This window comes from Candidatus Flexifilum breve (assembly GCF_016713355.1).
In genome coordinates this window covers 198,646-222,869 of the sequence record NZ_JADJPI010000010.1, presented here as the reverse complement: position 1 = coordinate 222,869, position 24,224 = coordinate 198,646, and the positions used below count along the sequence as shown (strand labels likewise).

20 protein-coding genes and 1 tRNA gene are annotated in these 24,224 nt (G+C 61.6%); 11 read left to right on the top strand and 10 right to left on the bottom strand.

The genetic code is table 11. The features are described from left to right. Positions 1-16: 16 nt before the first annotated feature. Complete coding sequence (locus IPK17_RS10790; protein WP_343417700.1) at positions 17-955, top strand: hypothetical protein; 939 nt, start codon at positions 17-19, stop codon at positions 953-955. Between the two features lie 8 nt (positions 956-963). On the opposite strand, the gene IPK17_RS10785 is transcribed toward IPK17_RS10790, so the two are convergent. Continuing rightward, positions 964-3,522, bottom strand: a complete 2,559-nt coding sequence (locus IPK17_RS10785) for a macrolide family glycosyltransferase (RefSeq protein ID WP_343417699.1) — start codon at positions 3,520-3,522, stop codon at positions 964-966. Between the two features lie 73 nt (positions 3,523-3,595). Continuing rightward, positions 3,596-4,150: a pyridoxamine 5'-phosphate oxidase family protein gene (locus tag IPK17_RS10780; protein WP_343417698.1), complete on the bottom strand. Its 555-nt coding sequence runs from the start codon at positions 4,148-4,150 to the stop codon at positions 3,596-3,598. A gap of 152 nt (positions 4,151-4,302) precedes the next feature. Here IPK17_RS10780 and IPK17_RS10775 point away from each other — a divergent pair. The 6 genes from IPK17_RS10775 (at position 4,303) to IPK17_RS10750 (ending at position 10,061) form a co-directional block, all read left to right on the top strand. Beyond that, positions 4,303-4,376: transfer RNA gene (locus tag IPK17_RS10775), tRNA-Arg, on the top strand. 131 nt (positions 4,377-4,507) lie between these two features. Continuing rightward, on the top strand, positions 4,508-4,699 hold the full coding sequence (locus IPK17_RS10770) for a hypothetical protein (protein ID WP_343417697.1): 192 nt from the start codon (positions 4,508-4,510) through the stop codon (positions 4,697-4,699). Beyond that, the gene (locus IPK17_RS10765; RefSeq protein WP_343417696.1) at positions 4,641-6,881 is read left to right on the top strand and encodes a copper resistance CopC/CopD family protein; all 2,241 of its coding nucleotides are present in this window, start codon (positions 4,641-4,643) and stop codon (positions 6,879-6,881) included. The genes IPK17_RS10770 and IPK17_RS10765 overlap by 59 nt, the downstream gene beginning before the upstream one ends. Positions 6,882-7,019: 138 nt before the next feature. Further along, positions 7,020-7,766: a toll/interleukin-1 receptor domain-containing protein gene (locus IPK17_RS10760; protein ID WP_343417695.1), complete on the top strand. Its 747-nt coding sequence runs from the start codon at positions 7,020-7,022 to the stop codon at positions 7,764-7,766. Between the two features lie 146 nt (positions 7,767-7,912). Beyond that, positions 7,913-9,019, top strand: a complete 1,107-nt coding sequence (locus tag IPK17_RS10755; protein ID WP_343417694.1) for a flavin-containing monooxygenase — start codon at positions 7,913-7,915, stop codon at positions 9,017-9,019. Between the two features lie 55 nt (positions 9,020-9,074). Next, complete coding sequence (locus tag IPK17_RS10750; RefSeq protein ID WP_343417693.1) at positions 9,075-10,061, top strand: DUF3179 domain-containing (seleno)protein; 987 nt, start codon at positions 9,075-9,077, stop codon at positions 10,059-10,061. Between the two features lie 286 nt (positions 10,062-10,347). On the opposite strand, the gene IPK17_RS10745 is transcribed toward IPK17_RS10750, so the two are convergent. Next, positions 10,348-11,988, bottom strand: a complete 1,641-nt coding sequence (locus IPK17_RS10745) for a molybdopterin-dependent oxidoreductase (RefSeq protein ID WP_343417692.1) — start codon at positions 11,986-11,988, stop codon at positions 10,348-10,350. A gap of 232 nt (positions 11,989-12,220) precedes the next feature. On the opposite strand from IPK17_RS10745, the gene IPK17_RS10740 reads away from it, so the two are divergent. The 4 genes from IPK17_RS10740 (at position 12,221) to IPK17_RS10725 (ending at position 16,241) form a co-directional block, all read left to right on the top strand. Next, positions 12,221-13,285, top strand: a complete 1,065-nt coding sequence (locus tag IPK17_RS10740) for a dipeptidase (protein WP_343417691.1) — start codon at positions 12,221-12,223, stop codon at positions 13,283-13,285. Continuing rightward, positions 13,282-13,725 carry a hypothetical protein gene (locus IPK17_RS10735; protein ID WP_343417690.1) on the top strand — a complete coding sequence of 148 codons (444 nt, stop codon included), beginning with the start codon at positions 13,282-13,284 and terminating at the stop codon, positions 13,723-13,725. Before IPK17_RS10740 ends, IPK17_RS10735 begins: the two co-directional genes overlap by 4 nt. 171 nt (positions 13,726-13,896) lie before the next feature. Then, entirely contained in the window at positions 13,897-15,471 is a 1,575-nt protein-coding gene (locus tag IPK17_RS10730; RefSeq protein ID WP_343417689.1) for a fasciclin domain-containing protein, read from the top strand. A 218-nt stretch (positions 15,472-15,689) separates the two neighbouring features. Then, positions 15,690-16,241, top strand: a complete 552-nt coding sequence (locus tag IPK17_RS10725; protein ID WP_343417688.1) for a hypothetical protein — start codon at positions 15,690-15,692, stop codon at positions 16,239-16,241. Positions 16,242-16,445: 204 nt separating this feature from the next. On the opposite strand, the gene IPK17_RS10720 is transcribed toward IPK17_RS10725, so the two are convergent. From IPK17_RS10720 to IPK17_RS10690, 7 genes are all read right to left on the bottom strand, one after another. Further along, positions 16,446-17,852, bottom strand: a complete 1,407-nt coding sequence (locus IPK17_RS10720) for a hypothetical protein (RefSeq protein ID WP_343417687.1) — start codon at positions 17,850-17,852, stop codon at positions 16,446-16,448. 362 nt (positions 17,853-18,214) lie between these two features. After that, entirely contained in the window at positions 18,215-19,429 is a 1,215-nt protein-coding gene (locus IPK17_RS10715; RefSeq protein WP_343417686.1) for a tetratricopeptide repeat protein, read from the bottom strand. Positions 19,430-19,671: 242 nt separating this feature from the next. Beyond that, positions 19,672-20,823, bottom strand: coding sequence for a PQQ-dependent sugar dehydrogenase (locus tag IPK17_RS10710; RefSeq protein WP_343417685.1), 1,152 nt, complete (start codon positions 20,821-20,823; stop codon positions 19,672-19,674). A 129-nt stretch (positions 20,824-20,952) separates the two neighbouring features. Next, positions 20,953-21,375 (bottom strand): ester cyclase, encoded by a 423-nt coding sequence (locus IPK17_RS10705; RefSeq protein WP_343417684.1) that lies wholly within the window; start codon positions 21,373-21,375, stop codon positions 20,953-20,955. 106 nt (positions 21,376-21,481) lie between these two features. Next, complete coding sequence (locus tag IPK17_RS10700) at positions 21,482-22,741, bottom strand: M16 family metallopeptidase (protein ID WP_343417683.1); 1,260 nt, start codon at positions 22,739-22,741, stop codon at positions 21,482-21,484. Then, positions 22,738-23,637, bottom strand: a complete 900-nt coding sequence (locus IPK17_RS10695) for a M16 family metallopeptidase (RefSeq protein WP_343417682.1) — start codon at positions 23,635-23,637, stop codon at positions 22,738-22,740. The genes IPK17_RS10700 and IPK17_RS10695 overlap by 4 nt, the downstream gene beginning before the upstream one ends. Next, positions 23,531-24,046, bottom strand: a complete 516-nt coding sequence (locus tag IPK17_RS10690) for a M16 family metallopeptidase (RefSeq protein WP_343417681.1) — start codon at positions 24,044-24,046, stop codon at positions 23,531-23,533. Before IPK17_RS10690 ends, IPK17_RS10695 begins: the two co-directional genes overlap by 107 nt. Positions 24,047-24,224 lie beyond the last annotated feature (178 nt).

The window sequence follows — 24,224 nt, the reverse complement described above, 5'->3', positions numbered from 1 at the left end:
GGAGTCTGGTAAAGCTATGATGCTGCTGCGCCGTGTCGCCTATCTGTTGATCGCCGCTTCGATTGGAGTGGCGCTGCCGTTCAGCTTCACCGGCCTGCCGGACTGGCTGCTGCTGATCGGTTTGTTTGGCGCGCGCTTGTATCTCCTTGCCTCACAGCCGAATTTGCAAGGTAGAAGCGGCGCGCTGCTGTTTTTGGTCGCTGGTTGGGCTGGGGTGCATCTGCTTCCATACTTCATGAATGCCCCCCATATTGTATCTTTTGCGGCACTACCGCTGCTTTCACTGTTGCTCATGTACGAGTTTATGCCGCGTTTTAGCGTTGTCCCGGAAGTCTGGATGAAAACCAGCCTGCGCGTGACCGTGGGGTTACTGGTGTTCGCGGCCTGGATGATTTCGATGGTCATCACTGCACCATTCGCGGCAGTTATCGCGCCCGTTTGTCTGCTGATCATCGCGGCCCATCTCTATCACGCGTTGTCTAACGGTAACGGCAGTCGTACGCTCATCGTGCCGTGGCTGGCGCTGGCGGTGATTGTGTGGATCGGCGTCGGGGTGTTCAGCGGTGTCTTCATCATCGATGCGCTGCTGCTAGCCGCCGAGGAGCGGTCTGCACCGTTCTTTTATCCGCTGCTGGCGAACTGGATGCATTTGGCTGCGCTCGCCGTGATTCTCGGTGTGGGCAATCAAATGGTGGCAGATTTGCGCGGCGAGAACCGGCGTATCACGGGACTAAGCGCTTATTGGCTAGTGACATTTGGCGTGCTCGTCGGCGGGCTAGTGCACCTGGCCGCAGGCGTCGTACAGGCCTATCTGATCTACGCGGGCATCGACACGGAGCAAGCCGCAGTTCTGGTGAGCCCGGTGATAACCTTGGCGAACGGATGGCGTCTGGCAATTCCCTTAGGCTTGATCATCTATCTGGTGCAGTTTTTCATCCGCCGCCCGAAGTTCTAGCCTCACCCCTAGTCCCTCTCCGAGCGGACAGATGCGAACCGCTCCCCTCTAGGGACGCGATATCGCGTCCTCGGACGCCTTTCCAGAGGGCAGCGGAAAGCCCAGTGGGGGTACGCGGCCGCTGGGACTTCTTTCGTCAGGCAGTGCACTGCGCCGCCGCCATTGACCGTGCCCGCGCAGTTGATCGGGATGATCTGGTGGTCGGGCAGGGCTTGAGCGTACACGCGCAGCGCGTCGGCGTCTTCGGGGATGCCGAACACGGGGACGAGCACGCGCCCGTTGACCGTCAGCACGTTGGTGTAGCTGCGCCAGACGGGATACACGCCCCAGTTGACATACAGGCGCGGCGTCGGCAGTTCGAATACGCGATACGGTTCACCCGCCGCATTGGTCTCGCGCCGGAAGACCGCTGCCGTTTCGCGCAGGCGTTCGCCGTTGAGCGGCACGGTCGGCGCGCCGACCAGCACCGTACGCGCATCTGTCAGTTTGCACAGCAAATCGACATGCCCGGTCTCTTCGAGGCGCAGCGATGGCGTGATGATCAGCTTGTCGAATTCGAACAGCGTGTGGAGTTGGCGCTCGATTTCGGCGGGTGTGAGGTGCGGATTGCGCGCGTACAGGTCGTCGCTCATGATGAGCGTGCCCGCGCCATCGGACCACAGGTTACCGCCTTCGGTATGCACGTCCGTGACGCGCACGGGGATGTGGTTGTGGGCTGACCAGCGTTCCGGCATGGCGTTGTCGCGCGTTTGCGGGTAGGTCGGCAGCGGGTCATACACCGCGCTGACGGTGACGCGCTGGCCGTGGGCATCCAGCCCGACGATCGGGCCGTAGTCGCGCACCCAGACGTCATCAGTGGGCAGATGCAGCAGACACACCCGCGACAGATCCGCTTGGCCGCGTTCGATGAGCAGCATGCGGAGCGCCGCCGCCCACCCCGGGGCGGGGATGAGCACGTCGGCGCGCGCGACCTGACTGATCGCCTCGATCATCTCCAAATGCGCCGTCCACATCGACGGGTAGAGCACGGGAAAGCTCAAGATGACCGCTTCCAGCGGTTCCCACTGGGCGGGGAGTCGGAGCGGAGCGGCGGAGGTGGCGGATTGGGCGCTGGCCTCCGCGGTAGCGACCGGAATGCTTGCCGCTTCGATGGCGCGTTTGGCGGCGGGCGCGTCCATGTGGGCGGGCAGCAAACCCCAACGGGTGAGGTAGTGCGCGAGTTCCGCGGGGCTGTCCGGCGGATGGGCGTCGGCATCCGCCGCGGTGAACGGTCGGATGATCCGCTTGAGCGGTGCGGGCAGTCCCGCCCGCCGCCACAGCGGGTAGGGGATGAACTCAAAGCGCAGCGGGCCGCGTTCGGGCTGCGGTTTCGCGCCGTTCGTCCAGCGGGCGAACCACTGAATCTCATCGGCGGCGCGCAGGTACCCACCGCCTGTGCGCAGCGTATCGCCCATGATGCGTGCCCAGTCGCGATACTGCGCCTCTGAGAGGACTCTTTCGGAGGCAGCCCGCAGATCATCGGCGGAAAAGTCGCCATATGGAGGCTGACCGCCGAGCGTGATCCCTGCGCCGACGGCGCGCACCCGTTCCGCGACCAGCGCCTGCTCGAACTGCTGCGGCACATTGACCATCGGGACGCCGTAGTACAGGCTTTCGGTCACGCTGTTCATGCCGCTGTGGGTGATGAACAGGTCGGCGCGTTCGAGGAGCTGCAACTGGGGTACGAACTCACGCACGATGAAATGCGGCGGCAGATCGGTGAGCTGCGCGGCGCTCTGACCCGCGGCGATCACGACCTGTCCGTCAAAGTCGCGGAACGCTTCGACCGCGGTCTGATAGATGCTGGCGCGCGTGTTCATGATCGTGCCGAGCGCGACATACACCAGTGGTTTCCGGGTGAGCTGATCGAACGGGAAGTCGCTGTCGCCCGCGCGCGGGGCAAACGATGCGCCGACGAACTTGTAGCGGTCGTCGAACTGGTCGCCGCCAAACTGAAATTCACGCGAGGTGAACACGATGTGCAGGTCGCCAGTGTTGTTGAAAGCGTGGTCGCCGGGGCGGCTGGCATGGGGGTAGCGGCGGCGCAGTTGGGCGTCGAGCTGCAGCACTTGCGCGAGTTCGGGCAGGTTGCGACCAAATTCGCGCACCAGATTGCCGAGATTGGGCATGCGCGCGCCGAAAGCGAAGGTGCCGATGGTCACGACTGTCGGCAGTCGCTTAACCGCCGCCGCAACGCGTCCCCATAGGCACAGCGAGTCGTGCATGACGTAGTCCGGCTGTTCGCGCTCCAGTTCGGCGCGCGCGAAGGGGATCAGCCGCTCCGACACGCGATGCAGCAGCACCGCCGTCTTGAAGACTTTACTGTCGTCACTGGCCGCGCTGATTTCGGCAGGGTTCGCGAAGGCCGGGTAGGGGCGGAATTCCGCGCCCGTTGCGCTGATCTTCGCGCGAAATTCCTCGGCGTTGTAGTAGATCACCTGCTCACCGCGTCGGACGAGTTCACGGACGAGCGGCAGGGTCGGGTTGATGTGGCCGTGCGCGGGCAGGTTGAAAAAGACCGTTTTCACTGGGACTCTCTTGCTACATCTTTATGCTGCTTCTATTGTGCGCTGGAAATGCAGCAAAAATGTAAAAAGACCGTTACTCCTGTGTGGAGAGCGCCGTGGGCAGGCCATCCTGACTGCACATATTCTTCTCACGCTGATACTTGGCCGTGCCTTCTTCGCCCTTCGCCACCCAGTATTTGCTGAGCGTTTCGCGTTCGCCGACGTAGTCCATGAACGGCACCGCATACCCGCATGAGGTCTGCGTTTTGTGCAGGGTCGCCGTGATGATCTGGCGCGTGCCGGGGTAGCTGGGGAACAGCGGCAGCAAGGCGTCCCACTCCGCTGAGCCGGGGAGGACGGTGCGTCCCGTGCCGTACAGACGGACGATATTCGGCGAGCCCGCAAACGCGCAGAACATGAAGGTCAGGCGACCATTTTCGAGCAGGTGCGCCGACGTTTCGTTACCGCTCCCGGTCATATCAAGATAGGCGACCTCGTGGTCGGAGAGGATGCGAAACGTATCCATGCCTTTGGGCGACACGTTGACATGTCCCTCGGCGCTGAGCGGGGCGCTGGCGACAAAGAACATATGCTGTTTCTCAATAAACGCGCGGATTTCCGGCGTGATGCTGTCGTAGAACTTGGCCATAAACGTTTTCCTCAGTTGATGATACGGCAAGCGTAGCCGAAAACGGGGATTGCTCGCAAGATGGCAATCAGTCCAGTTTGAGCAAGCAAAAAAGGATAGTGACCCTAGTACTTCCCTTTCACACTGATTTTCAATACAATATAGATAGCTACGCCCCTGTAGCTCAGGCAGACAGAGCGATTCACTCCTAAGGAATAGGCCGTGGGTGCAAGTCCCGCCAGGGGCATCATATCAAGCGGCGCGCTAATCAATAGCGCGCCGTTTTTGTTTTGCCGAACCTAAACTCCTCGTGAAAAGCTGCACAAAACCCGTCCGGACGGTGTACAATAGGGCGCGTCAGGGAAAGGCAAACAGGCGATGACTCCAATCCTCGCGCATGGGGCGCTGGGTGCTGCCGACGAGATCATCCTCATCGGCGTCGCTGTCGGATTTCTCGTCCTCATGGGAATCAGCTTTTTTATGAACCGCAATAAATTCGTGGAAGAGATCGATGCGCCCACACCCAAAGACCAACCGACAGATCAGCCGGATCATTTCCGGTTGGACTAAACTCGCGCTGATCGCGGCGCTGCTGCTCGTCTTGAGCGCGCCGCGGCCTGCCAGCGCCCACGGCTATATCGTTCGCTCGATTCCGGAAGATCGCGCGTCGCTGGAACGTGCCCCGGCGCGGGTCTCGTACTGGTTCAGCGAAGAACTCGAACCCGACTTCAGCTCGATCACCGTGCGGGATGCGACGGGCGAGATCGTGGCGACGGGCGGCGTCGCGCCGGAATCGGGCGTGCTGTTGAGCGCACGTTTGCCGTCGGGTTTGCCGGATGGCGCGTATGTGGTCGATCTGCGCTTGGCGTTCGCCAGCGACGGCCATGTGATCGCGGAGAGCCGCACGTTCTTCATCGGGCAGGCGGCGGGCGGTGCGGCGAGCACATCGGCGAACTGGGCGGCGGTACCGTGGGAAGTAGTGTGGCGGGCGGCGCTGCTCGTCTGCACGCTGCTGCTGTTCGGCACGTTCACAGTCTACACGCTGGTGCTCGTGCCCGCGTGGGGCAGCGCGAGCTATACCGCGGGGCGCTTGCCGCCGCGCGTCATGCGCCGCCTCAATCTGCTGGTGATCGTCGGCTTGATCGGCGCGTTCGCGGCCAGCATTGCCGCGCTCTTGCAGCAGTCGAGTGTGTTTTTCGGCGCGGATGTCGGACGTGTGCTCGGTGAAGGCTTATGGAACGTCGTCCGCATTGGCACGCGCTTCGGTGATACGTGGAACGCGCGCATGGTGCTGCTGGCGCTGATCGCGGCGCTGTTCGGCGCGTCGCTCTATGTGCGTCGGGAGTATCCCAACCTTGTGTATCCGCTGTGGGTGGCGAGCGCGTGGGGCATGGCGCTTGTCCTCGGCGCGTGGAGCGTATCGGCGCATGCCGCCGGGTCGCTGACGCTGGCGTGGATCGCGCTGCTCAGCGATTGGGTTCACGGGTTGGCGGCGGGCTTCTGGGCTGGCGGTCTCGCCGCCTTGACCTTGGTGCTGCCCGTCGCGCTCCAGCCGTATACCGGCGATCAACGGCGGCAGGTGATCGTCGCGGCGCTCAACCGCTTCTCGCCCGTGGCGGCGGCGGGGCTGGTCGTGGTGGTGGCGACAGGCATCTATAACGCGCTCAACTGGTTTTATCGTCCCGCCGATATCGGCACGAGCTACGGCGGGACGCTGCTGCTCAAGCTGTTGTTCGTCGCGCTGCTGATCGCGATTGGGGCGCTGCATCGCATGGCGCTAGCGCCGGAACGGTATGAGCGTTTCCTCAATCTCACCCGGCGGGTGCGCGCCTTCCTGCCGACTTTACAGCTAGAATCGGCCTTAGCGGTCGTCGTGTTGATCGCGGCGGGCTGGCTGAGCGCGACACCGCCGCCCGATCCAAATCTGGCAGGTGAGAATACGCCTGTGCCGCGCGTGACCACTCACCTGAACGGCGTTACACTCAACGGCGAAATCACGCCGGGCGGACCGGGCGTCAATTCGTATGACGTGCTGTTGACGCAAAACGGCGCTCCTATCGAAGCCGCAACCGCTCGCATTCGCCTGGTCGACCCGACGCGCGATTGGCGCGGAGCGTGGCACCCGCTCGACCCGGTCGGCGATGGCCTGTACGCGGCGGTTGGCGATGATCTGAATCAAGCGGGCGACTGGTGGGCGTTGATCGACGTGGGCGACCAACGCGCGGCGTTCGTCGTCAACGTCAGTGAGGAAGCTGCCGTTATCCGCCAGCGACCGCCGAACGCGCTCCAACTGCTGGCGCTGGTCGGCGTGCTCGGCGCGCTCGGGTTCGCGGCGTACCCGCTGGCGCGGCGCGGCTATCGCAAGCTGGATCGCAGTCCGGCGAGCATCGTGATCGCGTTGGGCGCGACGGCAGCGACGGTCGTCATCACCGTGATCGGCATTGGCGCGGCGCTCTCGTCGCAGAGCGAGTACGAAGCGGTGGTCAGCCCGCCGCCCACGGTCGTCAACGTTGTGCTGCCGGATCAGGCGTCGCTGGAACGGGGACAAGCCGCCTTGGCGGCGGCGTGCGTGGGCTGGTCGGCTGACCCGACGTTCGGCGCACTCATCGGGCGGCTGGAGCGCACGCGCGACGAGGAACTCTACGCCATGACCCGCGACGGGTGGCGCACCTTGTCACACTGCGCCGCGCTGGACGACTCAATGCGGTGGGATGTGGTGAATTATCTGCGTTCGTTGGAAGGAAGCGCATAGCGGTTAGCAATGAGCCATTAGCGGTTAGCCAATCTCATCGCCGCTCCTCTCCCTAGAGGAGAGGGGAGATGCAACCGGGATTTTCGCTAATTGCTAACCGCTGATCGCTAACCGCTCTATCACTACTGAGGACTTGTTATGCTGAAGCTGGTCTACACTCCATCTGACTCCGCGCTTGCGACCCGACTTGAGTCGGAATTGAAGGGCGCGGGTTACTCGTTTACGGACGGCGCAACCGTCCTCATCCCGATTCTGTCACCCGCCGCGCTGAACGATCAGGCAGTCAATGATGCCATCGTCGCGGCGCTGGACGGTGGGCAGTACATCACCCCGGTGATTGCCGCGCCGATCCAGATTCCGCGCCTGATCGATCATCTGTCGCTGGCGGATTTCACCGAAGGCAAAAATGATTTCGCCACGCTCAAGGCGAACATCGACGCCGCGCTCTCGCCGGAAGCGCGTTTGCCCATGCGTGTGCTCACGCCGTCGCGCCAGAAGATGAACCGTTCGGCGGGCATCATCGTCGCGGTGATCGCGCTCGGCATGTTCCTCGTCGGCCTGTACGCGGTCGGCGTGCTCGGCATTCAAATGCCGCAAGAGGAGTACAACGCGGTCGATACCGAAGCGGCCATGACGCGCGACCCGATCCTGATCCCGATTCTCGGTACATATTCACGCTTCTTCCCGCGCAGCACCGACGAAGCGACCGTCTTCCCGTCGACGCTGGAACGTATCCCGACTGTGTACCGTCCGCTGATCGCGCGCACGGTCACGGCGCTGGCGCTGCCCAGCCCGACACCGCTCCCGCCAACCGAGACGCCGGAACCGGGCGAAACGCAGGACGCGCAGCCCGCGATCACCGCGCGCCCGACGACCGGGGGCTAGGGATTGCTGTGACGATTTGTCGGGGCGCACCTGGGGGGGGGGGCCCCCCCCCCCCCCCCCCCCCCCCCCGGGGGGGGGGGACCACCCCCCCCCCCCCCCCCCTGGGCCCTCGTGTGCGCCCGCGGTGAGTGGGAAGGTTCGATTTGATGCGTAACGAAGTGCTGGTGATTGGCGCGGGTCCGGCGGGGATCACCAGCGCCTACTATCTGGAGCAGGCAGGTTTGCCGTACCGCGTGGTGGATCGCGCCAGTATCCCGGCGTCCACATGGGCGAGCATCTACCCGTCGCTCCAGTTGAATACGGCGGGCTTCGTCTCGCATCTGCCGGGCAAGCGGATGCCGCTGCGTACTGGCTGGTTCCCGATGGGGACGGATTACTACCGCTACATCCTCGACTACCTGAAAGAGCATCCGTTCACCATCGACTACGGTGTAGAGGTGAAGCGCATTACGCCCGTGGATGGTGCATGGTGCGTCGAGACGAACACTGGCAGTGATGTCTACCGGGCGGTGATCATCGCGACGGGACGATTTGGCAACCCGATTCTCCCGGCGATTCCCTGCGAGTTTGCGGGTCGCCTGCTCCACGCGCATGATTTTCACACCCCAGAGGGCTTCGAGAGGCAGCGCGTACTGATTGTGGGCAGTGGCCCAAGCGGCGTCGATATCGCGGTGGCGCTGGCAGGGCGCGCGGACGTGTATCTCTCGGTACGCAGCGATATTCTGCTGGCGCGCAAATATCCGTACGGCCTGCCGAATACCGCGTGGCAGGTGCTGCTCAGTCCGATTCCGGCGCAGTGGCGCAAACCGCTCCTCGACCGCATCGTCTACCAAAGCTATCCCGACATCGCCAAGCTCGGCTTGAAGTTTGCGCGCAACCGCGAAGATCGGATCGGCACATCCGCCCCCGTGCGCGGGTATGAGTTGGTCGAGGCCATCCGCGCCGGGACGATTAAAACGGTCGATGGGCTGGATGCCTTTGAAGGGCGCTGTGCAGTGCTGGCGGACGGCACCCGCCTCGAAGTTGACACGGTGATCTTCGGCACGGGCTACCGTCCAGTGCTCGACTTTCTCGATTTCCCCTATGAGCTGGATGACGCGGGCTGGCACATCCGCATCGATCCGACGACCTACGCGGTCGCCGGTCAGCAGGCGTTGTATCTCGTCGGGTGGTTCTACCGCGGCTTAGGTCCGCTCTATAACATCCGGCAGGAAGCCAAAGCGGTGGTCCATGCGCTCAAAAGCTGGTGGTGACGAAACCTAAATCGCATATAATTGGGCTGGAATATGATTTTTGGAGCCCAACCCGATGGTGTCCCTCAATCCCCTTGCAACGTCTGAATTCAAAGTTGACCGCGTGCTCGTCTTCGACCAACCGAGCTGGTCGCCGCTGTACGTGAAGCGCACTTTTTCGCTGGCGCACGCGCTCGAAGCGGAGATGATCGCGCCGGATGCCCGCGTGATGTACTTCGAACTCAACGGGACGGTCTTCGTCTTTCAGACGCTGCACCTCGCGTTTCACCATGTGGTGCAGGGGGACTTCAATGGGCAGCCGTGGATGGTGTCGTTCTGCGTGGTGTGCAACGCGGGCGCGGCTTTCAACCCATTGGTCAACGGCATGGTCTATCACTTTGCCGGGAATGCCATGTACAACGCCATGACGCTGCTGGTGGACGACGAGACGAAATCTTTCTGGAATCACCTGACCGGGGAGTGCCTGCACGGAACGCTGAAGGGCGCGCAGTTGGAAGGCTATGGCGTGCTCAGCCCCGCGACCGCGAAAGAGGCGCTGGAGACGTACCCCGACGCCCAGTTGATCTTCTCGCAGTTGAACAAGCGCGAACTGATCGAAGCCGAAGCCGATTATCGCTTTGCCATTAGCGAGCCAAAAGACGCTGTGCTCAGCGACATGTTCATTAAGACGTTGGATGTCCGCGAAGACACGCGCCTGCCGCGCCTTGATATGGGCTTGGGCGTGTGGACGGGGGAGACCGCGCGTTACTACCCCTACACGCGCTTAAACGTACACAACAACGCACTGATCGACGTGATCGATGGGCGGCGCTTGGTCGTGTATGTCGATCCGGTCAATGCGAACCCCGGCGCGTTCTACACCGATGCTTACCGCGCAACGTGGCGCGGCACGGATCTCAATCTCGGCACGGGGGATATGTATCGGGGCGGCCTGCTGCATACCGCCACGGGGGCCGATGCGCCCGAACGCCCCAAGCAAATGTTTGTGCGCTGGTACGCCTTCGCGTTCACGTTCCCCGGCTGCGATATCTTCGCGGGGTAAGTGCACAAAATTTCGTACAAACGCTGACAGCTTGGTTTTGAATCATTCCGGACGCAATTCATCGCGTCCCTACGAGAGCGATGCTTGTGTAGGGACGCAATTTATTGCGTCCGCTGCTTCCAAAACGACTAGCAGCTTGCCCCTTCCCTGCATTTTTATCCTCTAGACTCTCCGTGGGAACAGGGGTGAGGAGGGGTGAGGCAAAAAAAGGACGAGGCATGCCTCGTCCCTACAGAAGCGTCTCTTCTCGCTCCCCGCCCTGAATTTGGGGCGGGGTCGGGTGAGGCTAGATTGTCACCGAGGCCTGATGAATGCCCGTCGCGCCGGAAGGATGCGGCGTACGGTCGCTTTCAAGCTGCGGCGTACCGTTCGGTTCGACGCAGCGCACTTCAAAGCGGTGGAAGCCCGCGCTGAACGGCCAGTTATAGCGCCACAACTGCCAGGTGCGATCTGAGATTGGCGCATTGACGACCGCGTCTTCCCATTCCCCCTCATCGACGCGCACTTGTACCCGCGCAATGCCGCGATCCCCGGCCCACGCGATGCCGCCGACCGGGACGAGCTGGGTTCCATCCTCACCAGTTTCCACAGCGTCAACCGCCACCGTGTCGATCACCGATGTTGAGCGCACAATCGCTTCCTTGTCCCAGCCACGCGCAACCCAGTACCCATCCTGATCTTGATCGAGGAATTCGATCCCGGTGATCCACTTGGGCTGCTTCATGCCGTACAGGTTGGGGATGTGAATGCGCAGCGGGAAGCCGTGCTTGGGCAGCAGCGGCTGATCGTCCCACGCATAGGCGAGCAGGATGCGTCGGTCATTATTGATGAGATCGAGCGCGACCGTTTCGTAGAAGCTGTCGCCGCCCGTGATGAGCAGATGCGTCGCGCCTTCCGGCACGTCCATGCTGGCGAGAATGTCCTGCATGGGCACGCCCGTCCACTTGATGGTGCTGATCAGGTCACCGCCTACCGGGTTCGAGATGCACGACATGGTGATGTATTCGTCGACTGCTTCGAAATCATTGCGGATGTTGTCGAGCGTGAGTTCGGCCAGCGTGCGCTGCGTGCCGCCGATTTGCGTGGTGAAGGGCAGGTTATAGCCTTCAGCAGAGATATCGAGCGGCTGCGAACGGATGTCGATGCGGTAGTGATTCGCCAGCGCGGTGATCTCCGGGCGCGTGCCGGGCGCGGCGACGAATTCGCTCCGCGAAACGGGCAGCGCCGAGGCGATGTCGGGGTCAAGCGTGGCTTCGGGCACAGGCGCGCCCGCATTCGGCGTGGTGTTGAGCAGCGCGCTCAAGCCGCCACCCACGACGGTGATCGTGGCGGTCGCCGCGCCCAACTGGATCAGGAATTGGCGGCGGTCGAGTACTTCGACGCTCGCCGCGGTCGCCGTGGCAGGGGTGCGGTTGGCTTTGCCGAACGCCAGTCGATCATACGCCGCGTTGACGAGCATGCCCCACACGCCGAAGGCGAGCAGCGTCCACACGGCCGCAGTCAGCGGATTCGCGCCGGGGGTGGTGCTGGCGATCAAGGCGAAGGGGAGGCCGACGATCAGGCCGAGCACGGTGCCGCCGATGCCGCCCGCTTGCGCTTTGCCCCGGCGGTTCTGCACCGCAAAGTACACCGCGCCGACGACCGCGCCGATGACAATGAGCTGAAACACACCGATCAACTGCTCAGCGAGCTTGGCTGCCGTGTCGGTGCGGCCAAGATTTAGACCACGGATGAAGCTGACCATCACTTCGATGCTCTGGGTGATCAGCGGGCCGGGCAGGTTGCGTACCATAAAGTCAAACAGGTCGAAGGGAAAGAACGCCAGCCCGGCAATTTGATTCGCCAGCGCAGCGATCACGATCAGGGGGAGCGTCAACAGCCCACCGATCAAGCCGCCCGTGACTGGACTTGGCTTGTGGTTCATCATAGCCCTCGTTTTCAACTCATATAATGACCTATCGTTGAATTGTCGCAGGCTGGACGAGTTTTGTTACGCCTTCTTACGAAACCCTAAGGAAGCGTTGGCAAATCAGGGCGCGGCGGCGTACAATCCGCACGCTGATTGATGCAAAGAGTGCGCCTCACCCCCAACCCCTCTCCTACGGGAGAGGGGAGCTAAGCGCAGCGCAGCGGGGTGAGGCCGTTTGAATGGACTCATCATGATATTGGTTGACGCACACGAAGATATTGCTTACAACGCGCTCCGCTTTGGGCGCGACTACCGCCGCAGCGCCTATGAAATCCGCCAGATCGAACAGGGGACATCCGCTAACGGCATCGCGACCACGGGCCTGCCGAATGCGTTGCTCGGGCGGATGGCGGTCGTCTTCTCGACCATCTTCACCGCGCCCAAAGGCTCGTCGACCATGTTGGCCGACTCGCCCACCTACGAGACGCCGCGCCAAGCTTATGAACTCGCGACCCGTCAGTGGGACTACTATCAGCGCTTGGTGGATGAGAGCGACCAGATTCACCTGATCACCACGGGCAAGGATCTCGATAAGGTGCTGGCGACGTGGGCGGACGACGCGCCCGCCGATAAACGCCTGCAGGGCTTCGTGCTGCTCATGGAAAACGCCGACCCGATCCTCGAACCGAAGCAGTTCGAAGAGTGGTACGAACGCGGCGTGCGCGTCGTTGGCCCGGCGTGGGTGGCGAGTCGCTACTGCGGCGGCACGAGCATGCCCGGCGGCTTGACCGATTTAGGGCGTGAACTGCTCGATGTGCTGGCGAACTTCAAGGCGATCCTCGATCTGTCGCACATGGCGGAACAGGCGTTCCTTGAGGCGCTGGACGCCTACGAAGGCGACGTGATCATTGCCAGCCACAGCAACCCGCGCAAGTTCCGCAGCACCGACCGTCACCTCTCGGATCAGATGATTCGCCTGCTGGCGGAACGCGACGGCGTGATGGGCATTGTGCCCTATAACAACTTCCTCAGCGATACGTGGCGGGCGGGTGACCGCAAGTCGGATCTGCCGCTGACGGTCGTGATCGACGCAATGGATCACGTCTGTCAGGTGACCGGGAGCGCGCAGCACGTCGGCATTGGCTACGACTTTGACGGCGGTTTCGGTTCAGCGAGCATCCCCGATGGACTGGACACGGTGACCGATCTGTTCAGCATCAGCGCGGCGCTGCGCACCCGCGGCTACAGTGAAAGCGATATCGAAGCGATTATGGGCGGTAACTTCCTCCGCAAGCTGCGTCAGGCTCTGCCATGATCGGTCTCGCGCAGTTTGGCATTGCCATCGGCGCGCTCGGCGTCGTCCTCACATTTATGAGCCTATTTCCCGGCGCGATCGGGATGAACAACCCGACCGCCGGGATCGGCATCGTGCAGTTCGCGGGCATCATGAGCGGGTTCATGCTGCTGATCATGGGCGCGCTGCTGTACGTCAAATTCACGTTTTACGAGGGGCGGGTGGCCGGTTTAGCGCAGCAGATCGGCATCCGTCTGGCGCTGACCGGACTGGTGTTGGCGGCCATGGTCGGCCTCGCGGATATTTTTGGCTTTGGGTCGCACCCGCGCTCGCTGGAAAGTGATGCTTTTTTCGGCCCACTGCAGGCGATTGGCACGCTCGTCGGTTTCGCCATGTCCTCCCTCGGCGTGGTCGTGTACGCGCTCACCGGAACACCGCCGGACGAGCCGCCTAAACCCTGATTTGTGCCAATTCAACAAAATTCAAATACTCATCATCGTTTCATTATCACTTCTCTCATGTTTTACGCTACAATTAGCACGATCTAGCTATAACTTCTCCCTACTGCCGCGCTCAGGAGGCGTTAGATGCGCAAAATTGGTAGTTTAGTTCTTGTTTTGTTGATTCTTGTCATGTCGGTGGTCCCCGCATTCGCACAGGAACGTCCCAGCGTCCTCGAAATCCTCGAGAACGATGCGGACGGTCGTTTCACGACGCTCGTTGCTGCAATTGATGCGGCGGGTCTTCGCGAAGCCCCCGAAGCTGAAGGACCGTTCACGGTGCTGGCTCCGACCAACGATGCTTTCGCTGCCGCCCTCGAAACGATGGGCGTGAGCCCCGAACAGGCGTTGGCGTTGGGCGAAGGCTTACAGCCGATTCTGCTCAAGCACGTCATCGCTGGCCAGTACTTCTTCCGCAACCTGACCGGTGGCCCGACGATTGAAACGCTCGGCGGCGAATCGGTCACCTTCAACCTGACCGACGGCGTGTTCACGGTCAATGGCGTGGGCATTTCCGACCCCGATCAGCTCGGCTCGAACGGCATTGTGCACGCCATCGACGGCGTGATCATGCCGGATGCGCTGGCGGGCGGCGCGGCGGAAGCCACCCCGGAACCGACGCCGGAAGCGACACCTGCTCCGGCGGTGGAAGCCCCGGCGCGCCCGACGCTCGGCGAACTGCTGGCGGCGGATGCCGATGGTCGCTTCACGACGCTGCTGGCGGCGGTGGATGCGGCTGGCCTGACCGACGCGCTCAGCGCGGAAGGTCCGCTCACAGTGCTCGCTCCCACGAACGATGCGTTCGCGGCGGCGCTGTCCTACCTCGGCGTGAGTGCCGAAGACCTGTTGGCGGATACGGCCACCCTCACACAGGTGCTGACTTATCACGTCATCCCCGGTCAATATTTCTTCCGTAACCTGACCGCTGGCCCGACGCTGGAAACGCTGGAAGGTGACACCGTCCAGTTCAGCCTCGCCGACGGCGTGTTCTCGGTCAATGGAGTCGGCATCTCCGACCCGGATCAGCTCGCGTCGAATGGTATCTTCCATGTGATCGACGGTGTGCTCCTGCCGCCCGCGCTCGCGGAAGCGGCTGCCGCCAACCGTGCCCACGTCCGTTACGTCCACCTGTCGAGCGATTACGGCCCGGCAGATGTGTTCGCGGATGGTGAACTTGCGGCCAGCGGCGTGGAATTCGGCGGCGCAAGCGACTGGATCGAAATTGCGGCAGGCTCGCTCCAGGTCGGGATTGCCCCGGCGGGCAGCGAAGGTCGTCCGAACCAGATCGGGATCGACACGCTCGAACCCGGTTCGTGGACGACGGTCGTAGTGGTCGGTTCGAATGCCAATCAGTCGGTTCGGATCAACTACATCACCGAAGACTACAGCGCTCCGGCGGATGGCCGCGCGCGCGTCAGCGTGCTGCATGCGGTTGAAGGCCTCGGCGTAGTCGATGTGCTGGCGAACGACGGTCTGCTGATCGGCGCGCTGGCGTACCCCGGCTCGAACGATGGCAATGACGGTCTGGACACGCGCGATGTTCCCGCGGGCACGTACGCGATCAGCCTGAATCAGGCGGGCACGAGCACCGAAATTCTCGACGCGGGCAACTTCCGCTTCGAAGCGGGCGCGAATTACCTCGTCGTCGCGGCGGGCGCGCCCGGTAACGCGCGTTTGCTCGTCTTCACGACCCCCGCGGCGCAGTAAAACACACGCAGCGGACACTGAAACATAGAAGCCGGGCGGATCACTCTGATCCGCCCGGCTTTTTATTTTCTGCTGGTTGAAAGCGAAGCCTTGCCAGTACAATTCAAACAGTGCGCAGCGGCGGCTCAGCGTCAGGTTGACGGTGGCGTCTGTGCATTCTTTACCCGACGAAATGGGTGTTCACTAGGTGCAGTGCAGTTGTAATTGGGAGAAGACGTATGGAAATCAGCCAGCAGACGATTGCTGAAGTGCTCCAAATTGGCGGGCAGTATTTCATCCCCTCGGCGGCGCTGCTGCGCGCGCTCTACGCCGGCGTGCGCGGCAAACTGCCCGAAGGCTTCGCGCAAATTCTGATCGCCAGTGTGTTTTCCGCCGTGACCGCGCTGGCCGATAACCAGCAGCCTGATCTCAAAACGGTACTGCTGGAACTAGCGGGTAACACGGTTTTCATGACCGGGCTGCTGGCGTTCGTCGTCGCTTATCTGCTGCGCATTCCGTTTGTCGGTTTCATCATGGATGCGCTGGTCGGAGGGGTGATTGGCGCGGTGGCGTGGGCGGGCTGGACGTATGTGCTCGGCAACGACCTGCCGCTCTGGTCGCTGCCGCTCGGTATCCTTGGCGGTATGGTGGCGTTCATCATTCTGCGCCTGCTGCTGCGGCAGATCTTCCGTTTGATTCGCATCGCCACGGTGTTGATCGTGATCGGCGTGGTGTTTGTGGCGCTGGCGGGCGGCTTCTACGTCTTGTCGATGGTGCTGCAAACGGCGTAAACCGCCCCATAGCTGTTATCGTAGGAACGCTCTTTTGAGGCTGTCAAATCAGCCCCTCACCCCCAATCCCTCTCCCACGCAAGCGGGGAGAGGGGAGACAAGCAGCGCTTTTGCTGGCTCCCCTCCCTGAATTCAGGGAGGGGGCGGGGGCAGGGTCAGAAACGTGTTATCCCTAACTCACATTACATTAGACAGCAGATGTCATTACGGCGCGGTTTGATTCGCGGGCGGCAGAGTCTCCGGTTTGACCGGGGTATGCGTCCCGGTGACCTCCGCGCTGACCGGGGGCACGGGCGTCGTGTCGGTGGGCAGCGGTTCCGCGAGCACGGCGGGCATCGCCGGGGCGTTCTGCGGGGCGGCAGGCGCCGGATTCTTGCCCCAGACCAGCGCCGCCAGCGTATAGGTTAGGTCGGCGCGCAGGCGGCTGCGGAACTGCTTGACCGACTCCTCCTGCTTCTTGCCAAAGAACGTGTAAGTGAAGTTCTCCTGTATTTGCCCGGTGGCGACGACCAGTTCGGGCTGCCACTCGTCGAGTTTTTGCCACGTCCCATTCACGCATTGATCCAGCCGAAAGACGATTTGCACATCACCGTGCGCGCCGCGCAAGCGCATATCCAGCGCGACGGGCAGCATGAGCGTGCGCTTGTTCAAATTCCGGGTGAAGTGGTCGGTCAGGCGTTTGACCGCGCCTTTAATCGCCCGCTCCGCGCCCTTCTGATCGAGATTGGCGCTGCGGCGCACCGCCTTGTCGATGCGCTTGGTCACGCCTTTATCCGCGACTACCACACTGCGATTGACGCGGCCATACATGTCATATTGGCTCAGGCGGAGCGCCGAAACGCGCCATCCCGAGAGTTTGCGTCCGTCTGTGCCGATCAAACGCTTGCTCGCGTTGACCGCTCCCGGTTGGCAGGGGAGCGTGGGCGCGTCGTTTTGCGCGTGCTGCTGCCACAACTGGCGGCGACCCGCGTTGCTGTTCGGGTCAAGATAGGTGTTGATGGCGTAGGGCATCTGCCACTGTGGGAAGGTCGGCGGACGCTCGAAGATCACGCGCAGAATGACCGTAAACAGCCACAGCAGAATGAGCACGATACCCAGCCCGGCGACGATCAGCGCGACGGTGAGCGGGTCGAGGCTGTCGATGTCGATGGGCAGGCTGAAACCACCGCTGCTCGATCCGGTTGGGGTGGGGGCGGCGTCACCGCTGTAGGTGGGAATGGTTACGGTGAAGCGAGCGAGATTGCCGAGACCGCTGAATTCGGAGGGAATGTCGCGCAGCCCGAGAGTCGCGACTAACCGCTGCACACTGCCCGCCGGAAACTGATTCACAGGGAAGCTAAACGTCACAGTGTGTAGATTTTCGCCCGTCGGCAGCGGGGGCACATCTTCGGAGTCGAGGACTTCTTCGGTGTCGGCGGTGAGCAGCCATGCCGTCACCGTCCGTTCGACCGGATCCCCGGCATTCGTCACCTCAAACTGCACGACGACCTGATCGCCGTTGATGGTGCGGGAGATGTTGCGAATGAGGTAATCGACGGCCGTGATCTGCTGCGCCGAAACGGACAGCGCCGCAGCCCCGAGCACCAGCAAAACCAGAAGCAGTTTTTTCATGATGTACCTTGCTGTAGGGACGCTGCCGTTCCCTACATGGACGGGCAAACAATTCAACTATAGACGGAAACAGGGTTCTTTCCAAGACGTTCAGGCGGCGTTTTCCCGACGCCATTGTCCGCTTGTCTCCAAGAGACCGATTCGTGTCCGTTCCGTGACCGGATCAGCCCGGTCGAAGGGGTCGCCTTTGAGATGCTGAGGTCAGTGACCGATGCAGTTCTTGAGGGAGAGAAACCCCATGAAGCACACGTTCAACAGCGACACCCGCCCGCCGCTGCCGCCGCCCGGCGCAGCCACCCGCTAGAAACGACGAGGCTCACCACATGGTGAGCCTTCGTGTTTTATTTGTACGAATAGTGAGCCTACACCGAGCCGAATTCGCCGTCTTGCACACGTCTCAGCCAGTCTTGAATCCACTTCATGAGGAAATCCCGCGCAGGACTGGGGTCGAGCTGATAGGCTAACCCGTGCGCGGTACGGAAAAACGCGACACCGGCGCGTGCGTTACCCGCCAGCATTTCGCAGCGCCCCAGCAAGTAGTTGATTTCGGCGACGCCATACGTGTTGTGATTCCAGCGGTATTCATCAAGCACCCGCTCCAGCGCGGTTCGTGCCTTATCGTAGCGCTTCAGCATGGTCCACACGAGCCCTAGACCATGTTCGGCATAGGCGATATGGTTCTGCTGTTGGAGATTAGTGAACATCGCGTGCGCCCGCAAATAGAGCTGCTCCGCTTCGACATATTGTTCTTGTGCATAACGCAGCCCGCCGAGCTCACACAGCATAATGCCGAGCCGCCGCTCCGACTCTACGCCATCTTTCAAGTCTAGAGCGCTTTGGATGAAATCTTCTGCCGCCGCGGTATCCTTAAGGAGACGATTTGTCACTGCTAGCATGAGGAGCGCGCGCATCTTGTAGGTGTTGTCGTGCAGTTGATCGGCGTAATTAAAGGCCGTGTCCCCGTGTTCCTGCGCCAGCTTCAACTGTTCCTGATGATTGTACATATTGGCGAGCGCCAGATGCGCTTCCGTTTTCAGCCGCACATCAGACGTGAAATTCAGGAGATGCAACGTGTTTTCAATCAAAGTCGGCGGCATGTTGCCGAAACTGCGATACGCCAGCGCCTCGATGATGCGCACGTGCGCCCGCAAGACCGCCTCGACTTCGGTCGCGTCGCGGGCATAGCCGATGGCAGTTTTGACGTTGTGATAGGCGCGGTGAATGTCCCCTTTGAGCGGGTTGAGCGACGCCATGACGCCGGCGATCTGCGCGAGCAAATTCGGGTCTTTCAGTTCCATCGCGCGGAGCAGCGCCTGAAAAGCGCGTTCCAGCGGTGCGGTGAAGTTGTCCGAGAGGAGAAAATCGGGGACGAGGCGGGTGAACAGGTTGATGGACCGATGCACGAGGGGATCAGTCTCCAGCGCCGCATGCAGGACGCGATGCACCTGTTCGATATGAGTGACGAGCCAAACGTGATCCCCAAGATGATTTTCAAGGACAGTGAGGCACTGGGCGAGATAAGCGCGGTCGTGGAAACTAGTGCCTTCGGGCGGCGTGCAGAAATCGGTTTCGTCCATTACGACTACCCACCACAATTCAAAAAACGAACGAGCGAGAAGCAGAAACCACTGATATAAAATCAGCGCCCAAGTTGATGTAAGAGCAGAATGACAGTTGGGTTAAGCATTTAAAAACAGAATCACTGATAGCTCAGTGACGATAGAGAATTTAACACAAAGTTTACAAGCTCGGTGTCAGTCTTTAGGCGGAGAAAACGACCGGGCGAAAGTCACATGAGGAATCGCCCGGTCGCGCATAATTATTCGAAGCGGAGGACGCTGCCGGTGAAGCTGGTGATATAGAGCTCGCCGTCGTCATCTTCGCCGAACGAGCTGATCGCCTGATTGGTGCTGCGCATGAGGATGGCGGACTGCCAGTTCCCCGCCGCATCCGGATAAGCGTACCACAACCGACCGGAGCCGAAATCCGAAAACAGGTAGATGCCTTGCAGTTCCGGCACGAGACCGCCGCGGTAGACATAGCCGCCAGTCACGGAGACGCCCTCATTGTGCATGTACTCCGCGAACGGCAGTACGGCGTCCGCCGGGAGGGTTCCCCCGCTGTACGGGTGCATGCCTTCGTAGATGTTCCAGCCGAAGTTGACGCCGCCCACACCCGCCGGGACGAAGTTTACCTCTTCGTAGGTGTTCTGGCCGACATCGCCGACGTACAGGTCACCTGTCTCGCGGTCAAAGGTGAAGCGCCACGGGTTACGCAGACCATATGCCCACACTTCCGGCGCGCCGCCGACACCATCGGCGAAGGGATTGTCCGCGGGGATGCCGTACGGATCGCCGCCGTCCACATCGATGCGCAGCAGTTTGCCGAGCAGCGCGCGCGTGTTCTGGCCATTGCCGTACGGGTCGCCCTGCGAACCACCGTCGCCCAGACCGATGTACAGGTAGCCGTCTGGACCGAACTGCAAGTGTCCGCCGTTGTGATTCTCAAATGGCTGATCGACGCGCAGGAGGATGACTTCGCTCGCCGGGTCGGCGACGTTAGGGTCGTCGGCGCTCACGTTATAGCGCGCGACGATCGTGTCACCATCATCTTCCGCGCTGTAGTTGACGTAGAAGTAGCCGTTTTCCGCGTAATTCGGGTGGAACGCCAAGCCGAGCAAGCCCTGTTCGTTGCCGCGTGACGTGAGTCGATCCGCGATGTCGAGGAAGGGTTGATCCACGCGCTGTCCGTCCTGCAAAATCTGGATCGCGCCGTACTGTTCCACCACGAACAGGCGACCACTACCGTCACCCGCGCCCGTCACATACAGTGGCCGGGCGAAACCGCTGGCAATTTCGACCAGTTGAAAATCATCCGCGCTTGGTGGCGTGATCGCGTCCTGCGCGCTCACACTCACACTGACAGCCAACGCCATCACGACCATCACTAAAGCTAGAATCCGTTTGTCCATCCGTTACACCTCAATCCACTGCTTGACACTGGGATGTGGTTTTCTCCAACTGCTTCTCAAGAGAAACCAAGAACGCCTGTAGAGGCGCACATGGAAGTGCGCCCCGTTTCGGTTACAGCCTTCAGACCGTTACTGCCCGGACGGGATGACGCCGAGCTGCTGCATCAGCGAGAATGCGCCGATTTCCGCCCACCGCTCTTTGATCTTGCCGTTTTCGAGCTTGAGCACGTCGATGCCGGTGACATGCACTGCTTTACCAGTAGCCGTGATGCCCATCATGTCGCCGGTGTGCGTGCCGTCACCGTGCCACATCAGGCACGTCCAATCGTCTTCTCCGATGACATCGTCCACCGTCACTTTGAGATCGGGAAAGGCGCTGCGGAACATGGCCAGCACCTGCTTGTGCCCCTCCAGACCGGGAGCCGGCGCGGGAAACGGCGTGTGTTCAACCAGATCGGACGCAATCAGTTCATCGGCTAGAGCCGCATTCCCCTCGCCCCAGACTTCAGCGCTGAAGCGGCGGGTTACTTCCTTGTTGTGTTCGACCGACATTTCGTTCTCTCCTATAAATCAAGTTGAGTCCTGCGCGTTCGATGGTGGAGCACTCATTCATTATAGGAGAATTGCCGGAATGTCTAGGAACATCCCGGCAGTTCGCTTACGGTGTGGCAATGCCGATCACCAGCTTGTCGGGGTGCAGGTAGCGCTGCGCGGTCGCTAAAATCTGCTCGCGCGTCGTGCTGTAGATCAGGTCGCGGTAGTTGACGAGATAGTCCAAGCCGCGCCCGTACAGTTCCATGTTGTGCAGCGTATCGCCGATGCCTTCATTGCTCTCTAACTGCAGCGGTAAATGCCCGGTGAAATACGCCTGATTATCGGCTAAATCTTCTTCGCTGATCGCTTCGGTGGTCAGGCGCTGGATTTCGTCGGTGATCTTCTGGATCGCCGCGTCGATGTTCTGCGGGTTGACGCCGGCGCTCACCGCCCACGGCAGCGGCGCGATGCCGCCTTCGAGCTGGCTGTAGGCGTAGTAGGCCATGCCGCCTTGTTCGCGCACGCTCTTGCCGACGCGGCCCATCATGCCGAACTGCCCGAGCACGCTGTTGGCCAACTGCGCGGCGGTGAAATCCGGCGACTGGCGCGACGGCCCGACGAGACCGAGCACGATATCGGCCTGTGTCTTGCCGGGGAGCGTGACGACCGCGCGTTTACCCGCGGTGATGACGGGTGCGTCGACTACGGGCGCGTGATCAGGCTGGTGCGGGTTATGCCAGTCGCCGAAGCGCCCGCGCACCAGTTCGACCGCGTCGGACGCATTGATCGCGCCGACGACCGCGATGATCATGCCCTGCGCGCCATAGGTCGCCTGATGGAAGGCCGCGAGATCCGCGACGCTCAAAGCGGCGACGCTCTCTTCGCTGCCGCGCACCGAGGCGTGATACGGGTGCCCTTCAGGATACAGCGCCTCATAGAAGGCGCGGTTGGCACGGTAGCGCGTGTCCTGCGAGCGGATGCGCAGCCCGGTGATGATTTCACCGCGCAGGCGGTCGACATGAGCTTCGGGGAAGGTCGGGTGGCGCAGCACGTCCGCCAGCACGTCGAGCAGAGTGGGCAGGTCTTCGGCCAGCGATTTGCCGGAGATGTTGGTGCGGTACCAGCCGCCGCCCACGCCGATATCCGCGCCGACATCTTCCAGCGCTTCGTGGATGGCGGTGAAGTCGCGCGTGGTTGTGCCGCGCATCAACGCGGAAGCCGTGAGCGAAGCGAGACCGTTTTTGTCGGCGGGCTCATAGGCGCTGCCGACTTGCAGCGATCCCTGAATCACGACGGATTGCGCCGCGAAATTTTCGTAGACGAGGATCGTCAGCCCGTTGTCGAGCACAACCCGCGTGATATTCTGGGAACTGGGCAGTGTCATTCTGCATCCTCCTCGTCGTAGTCGTCTTCGTCGTCGCCCGTTTCGACCGGAAGAAACGTGCCGACCACCCGGTTCTGCGGGCGCAGATACTTCTGCGCGACTTCGTGGACGTCGGCCAGCGTCACCGCTTCGAGGCGGGCGAGGTAATTTTCAAACCAGGTGTAGCTGTCAAAACTTTCGGCAAATGCCAGCCAGAACGCCTGCGTCGTGATGCGTTCTGTGCTGTAGGCGAACAACGCGCGCGCCTGCTTCTTCGCCCGCGTGAGTTCGCGTTCGGTGACATCGCCCGCGCGCAAACGGTCGATTTCGCGGTAGAGCGCCGCTTCGACTTCCGCCGGGTCGCGGCCTTCACGCAGCGTCACGTTGATCGAGTAGAGGAACGGGTCGACGGTCTGCGTCATGCCACCATCGACGCCCGCCGCCAGTTCGGTTTCGACCAGCGCTTTGTACAGGCGGCTCGTTTTGTTGTCGATGCCGCCGCCGCCCATGCTGTCCGCGCCGCACAGGATGCTGTTGAGGATTTCCAGCTTGAACCAGTCGGGTTCGTTGGCCGCCGGGACGTGATAGCTCACGTCGAGGAACACGCCGCGCCCGGGGCGCTCGACCGTCACGCGGCGCTCGCCGTTCTGATCCGGTTCGGGGCGCGCGAACAAGTGCGGCGCCTCCCCGGCGGGGATTGCGCCGTACAGCGCTTTGATCTTGGCGAGCATCTCCGCGCTGTCAAAGTCCCCGACCGCGACGGCAATCGCGTTGTTCGGCATGTAATGGCGCTTATAGTGACCGTACAGATCATCCCGCGTCATGGTTTCGAGGTCGGTCATGTCGCCGATGATCTCGTGGTGATAGCCATGCACGCGGAAGGAAGCGGCCTGCACCTCTTCGCCGAGCCAGAACATGGGCGAGTTTTCCGCGCCCTGCCGTTCGGAGATGATGACCGTGCGCTCCGGAATCGACTTCTTTCGGGTCAAACTTGGCATTCATCATGCGGTCGGCTTCGATTTGCAGCGCGAGATCGATGTGCTCGGCGGGGAGCGTCTCGTAGTACGCGGTGTAGTCGAGGAAGGTCTGCGCGTTCCAACTGCCGCCCAACCGATCAATCGCTTTGTCCAGATACCCCGGCGGGAACTGGTCTGTCCCCTTAAACAGCATGTGTTCGACCCAGTGCGACACGCCCGTCGTGCCTGTCCGCTCGTTGCGGCTGCCCACCCGGTACAACACCCACCAGCTGATAATCGGCGCGGTGTGCACTTCTTTCAAGATCACTACCAGCCCATTGTCGAGGACATGCCTCGTGACGGTGCTCACCCTGTCGCTCCTTTAAAATTTTCTCCAATGCCAAAGCTATTTTAGACGCATTATATTAGGAATCCATTGGCACTTGAATTGGTTCGGCGAGTCGGGGAAGATACAACAGCGAAGACAGTTAACAGTTGAAAGTTGAAAGGGAAAAGTCAAAGCGGATGACTTCATCCACTTTTGACGT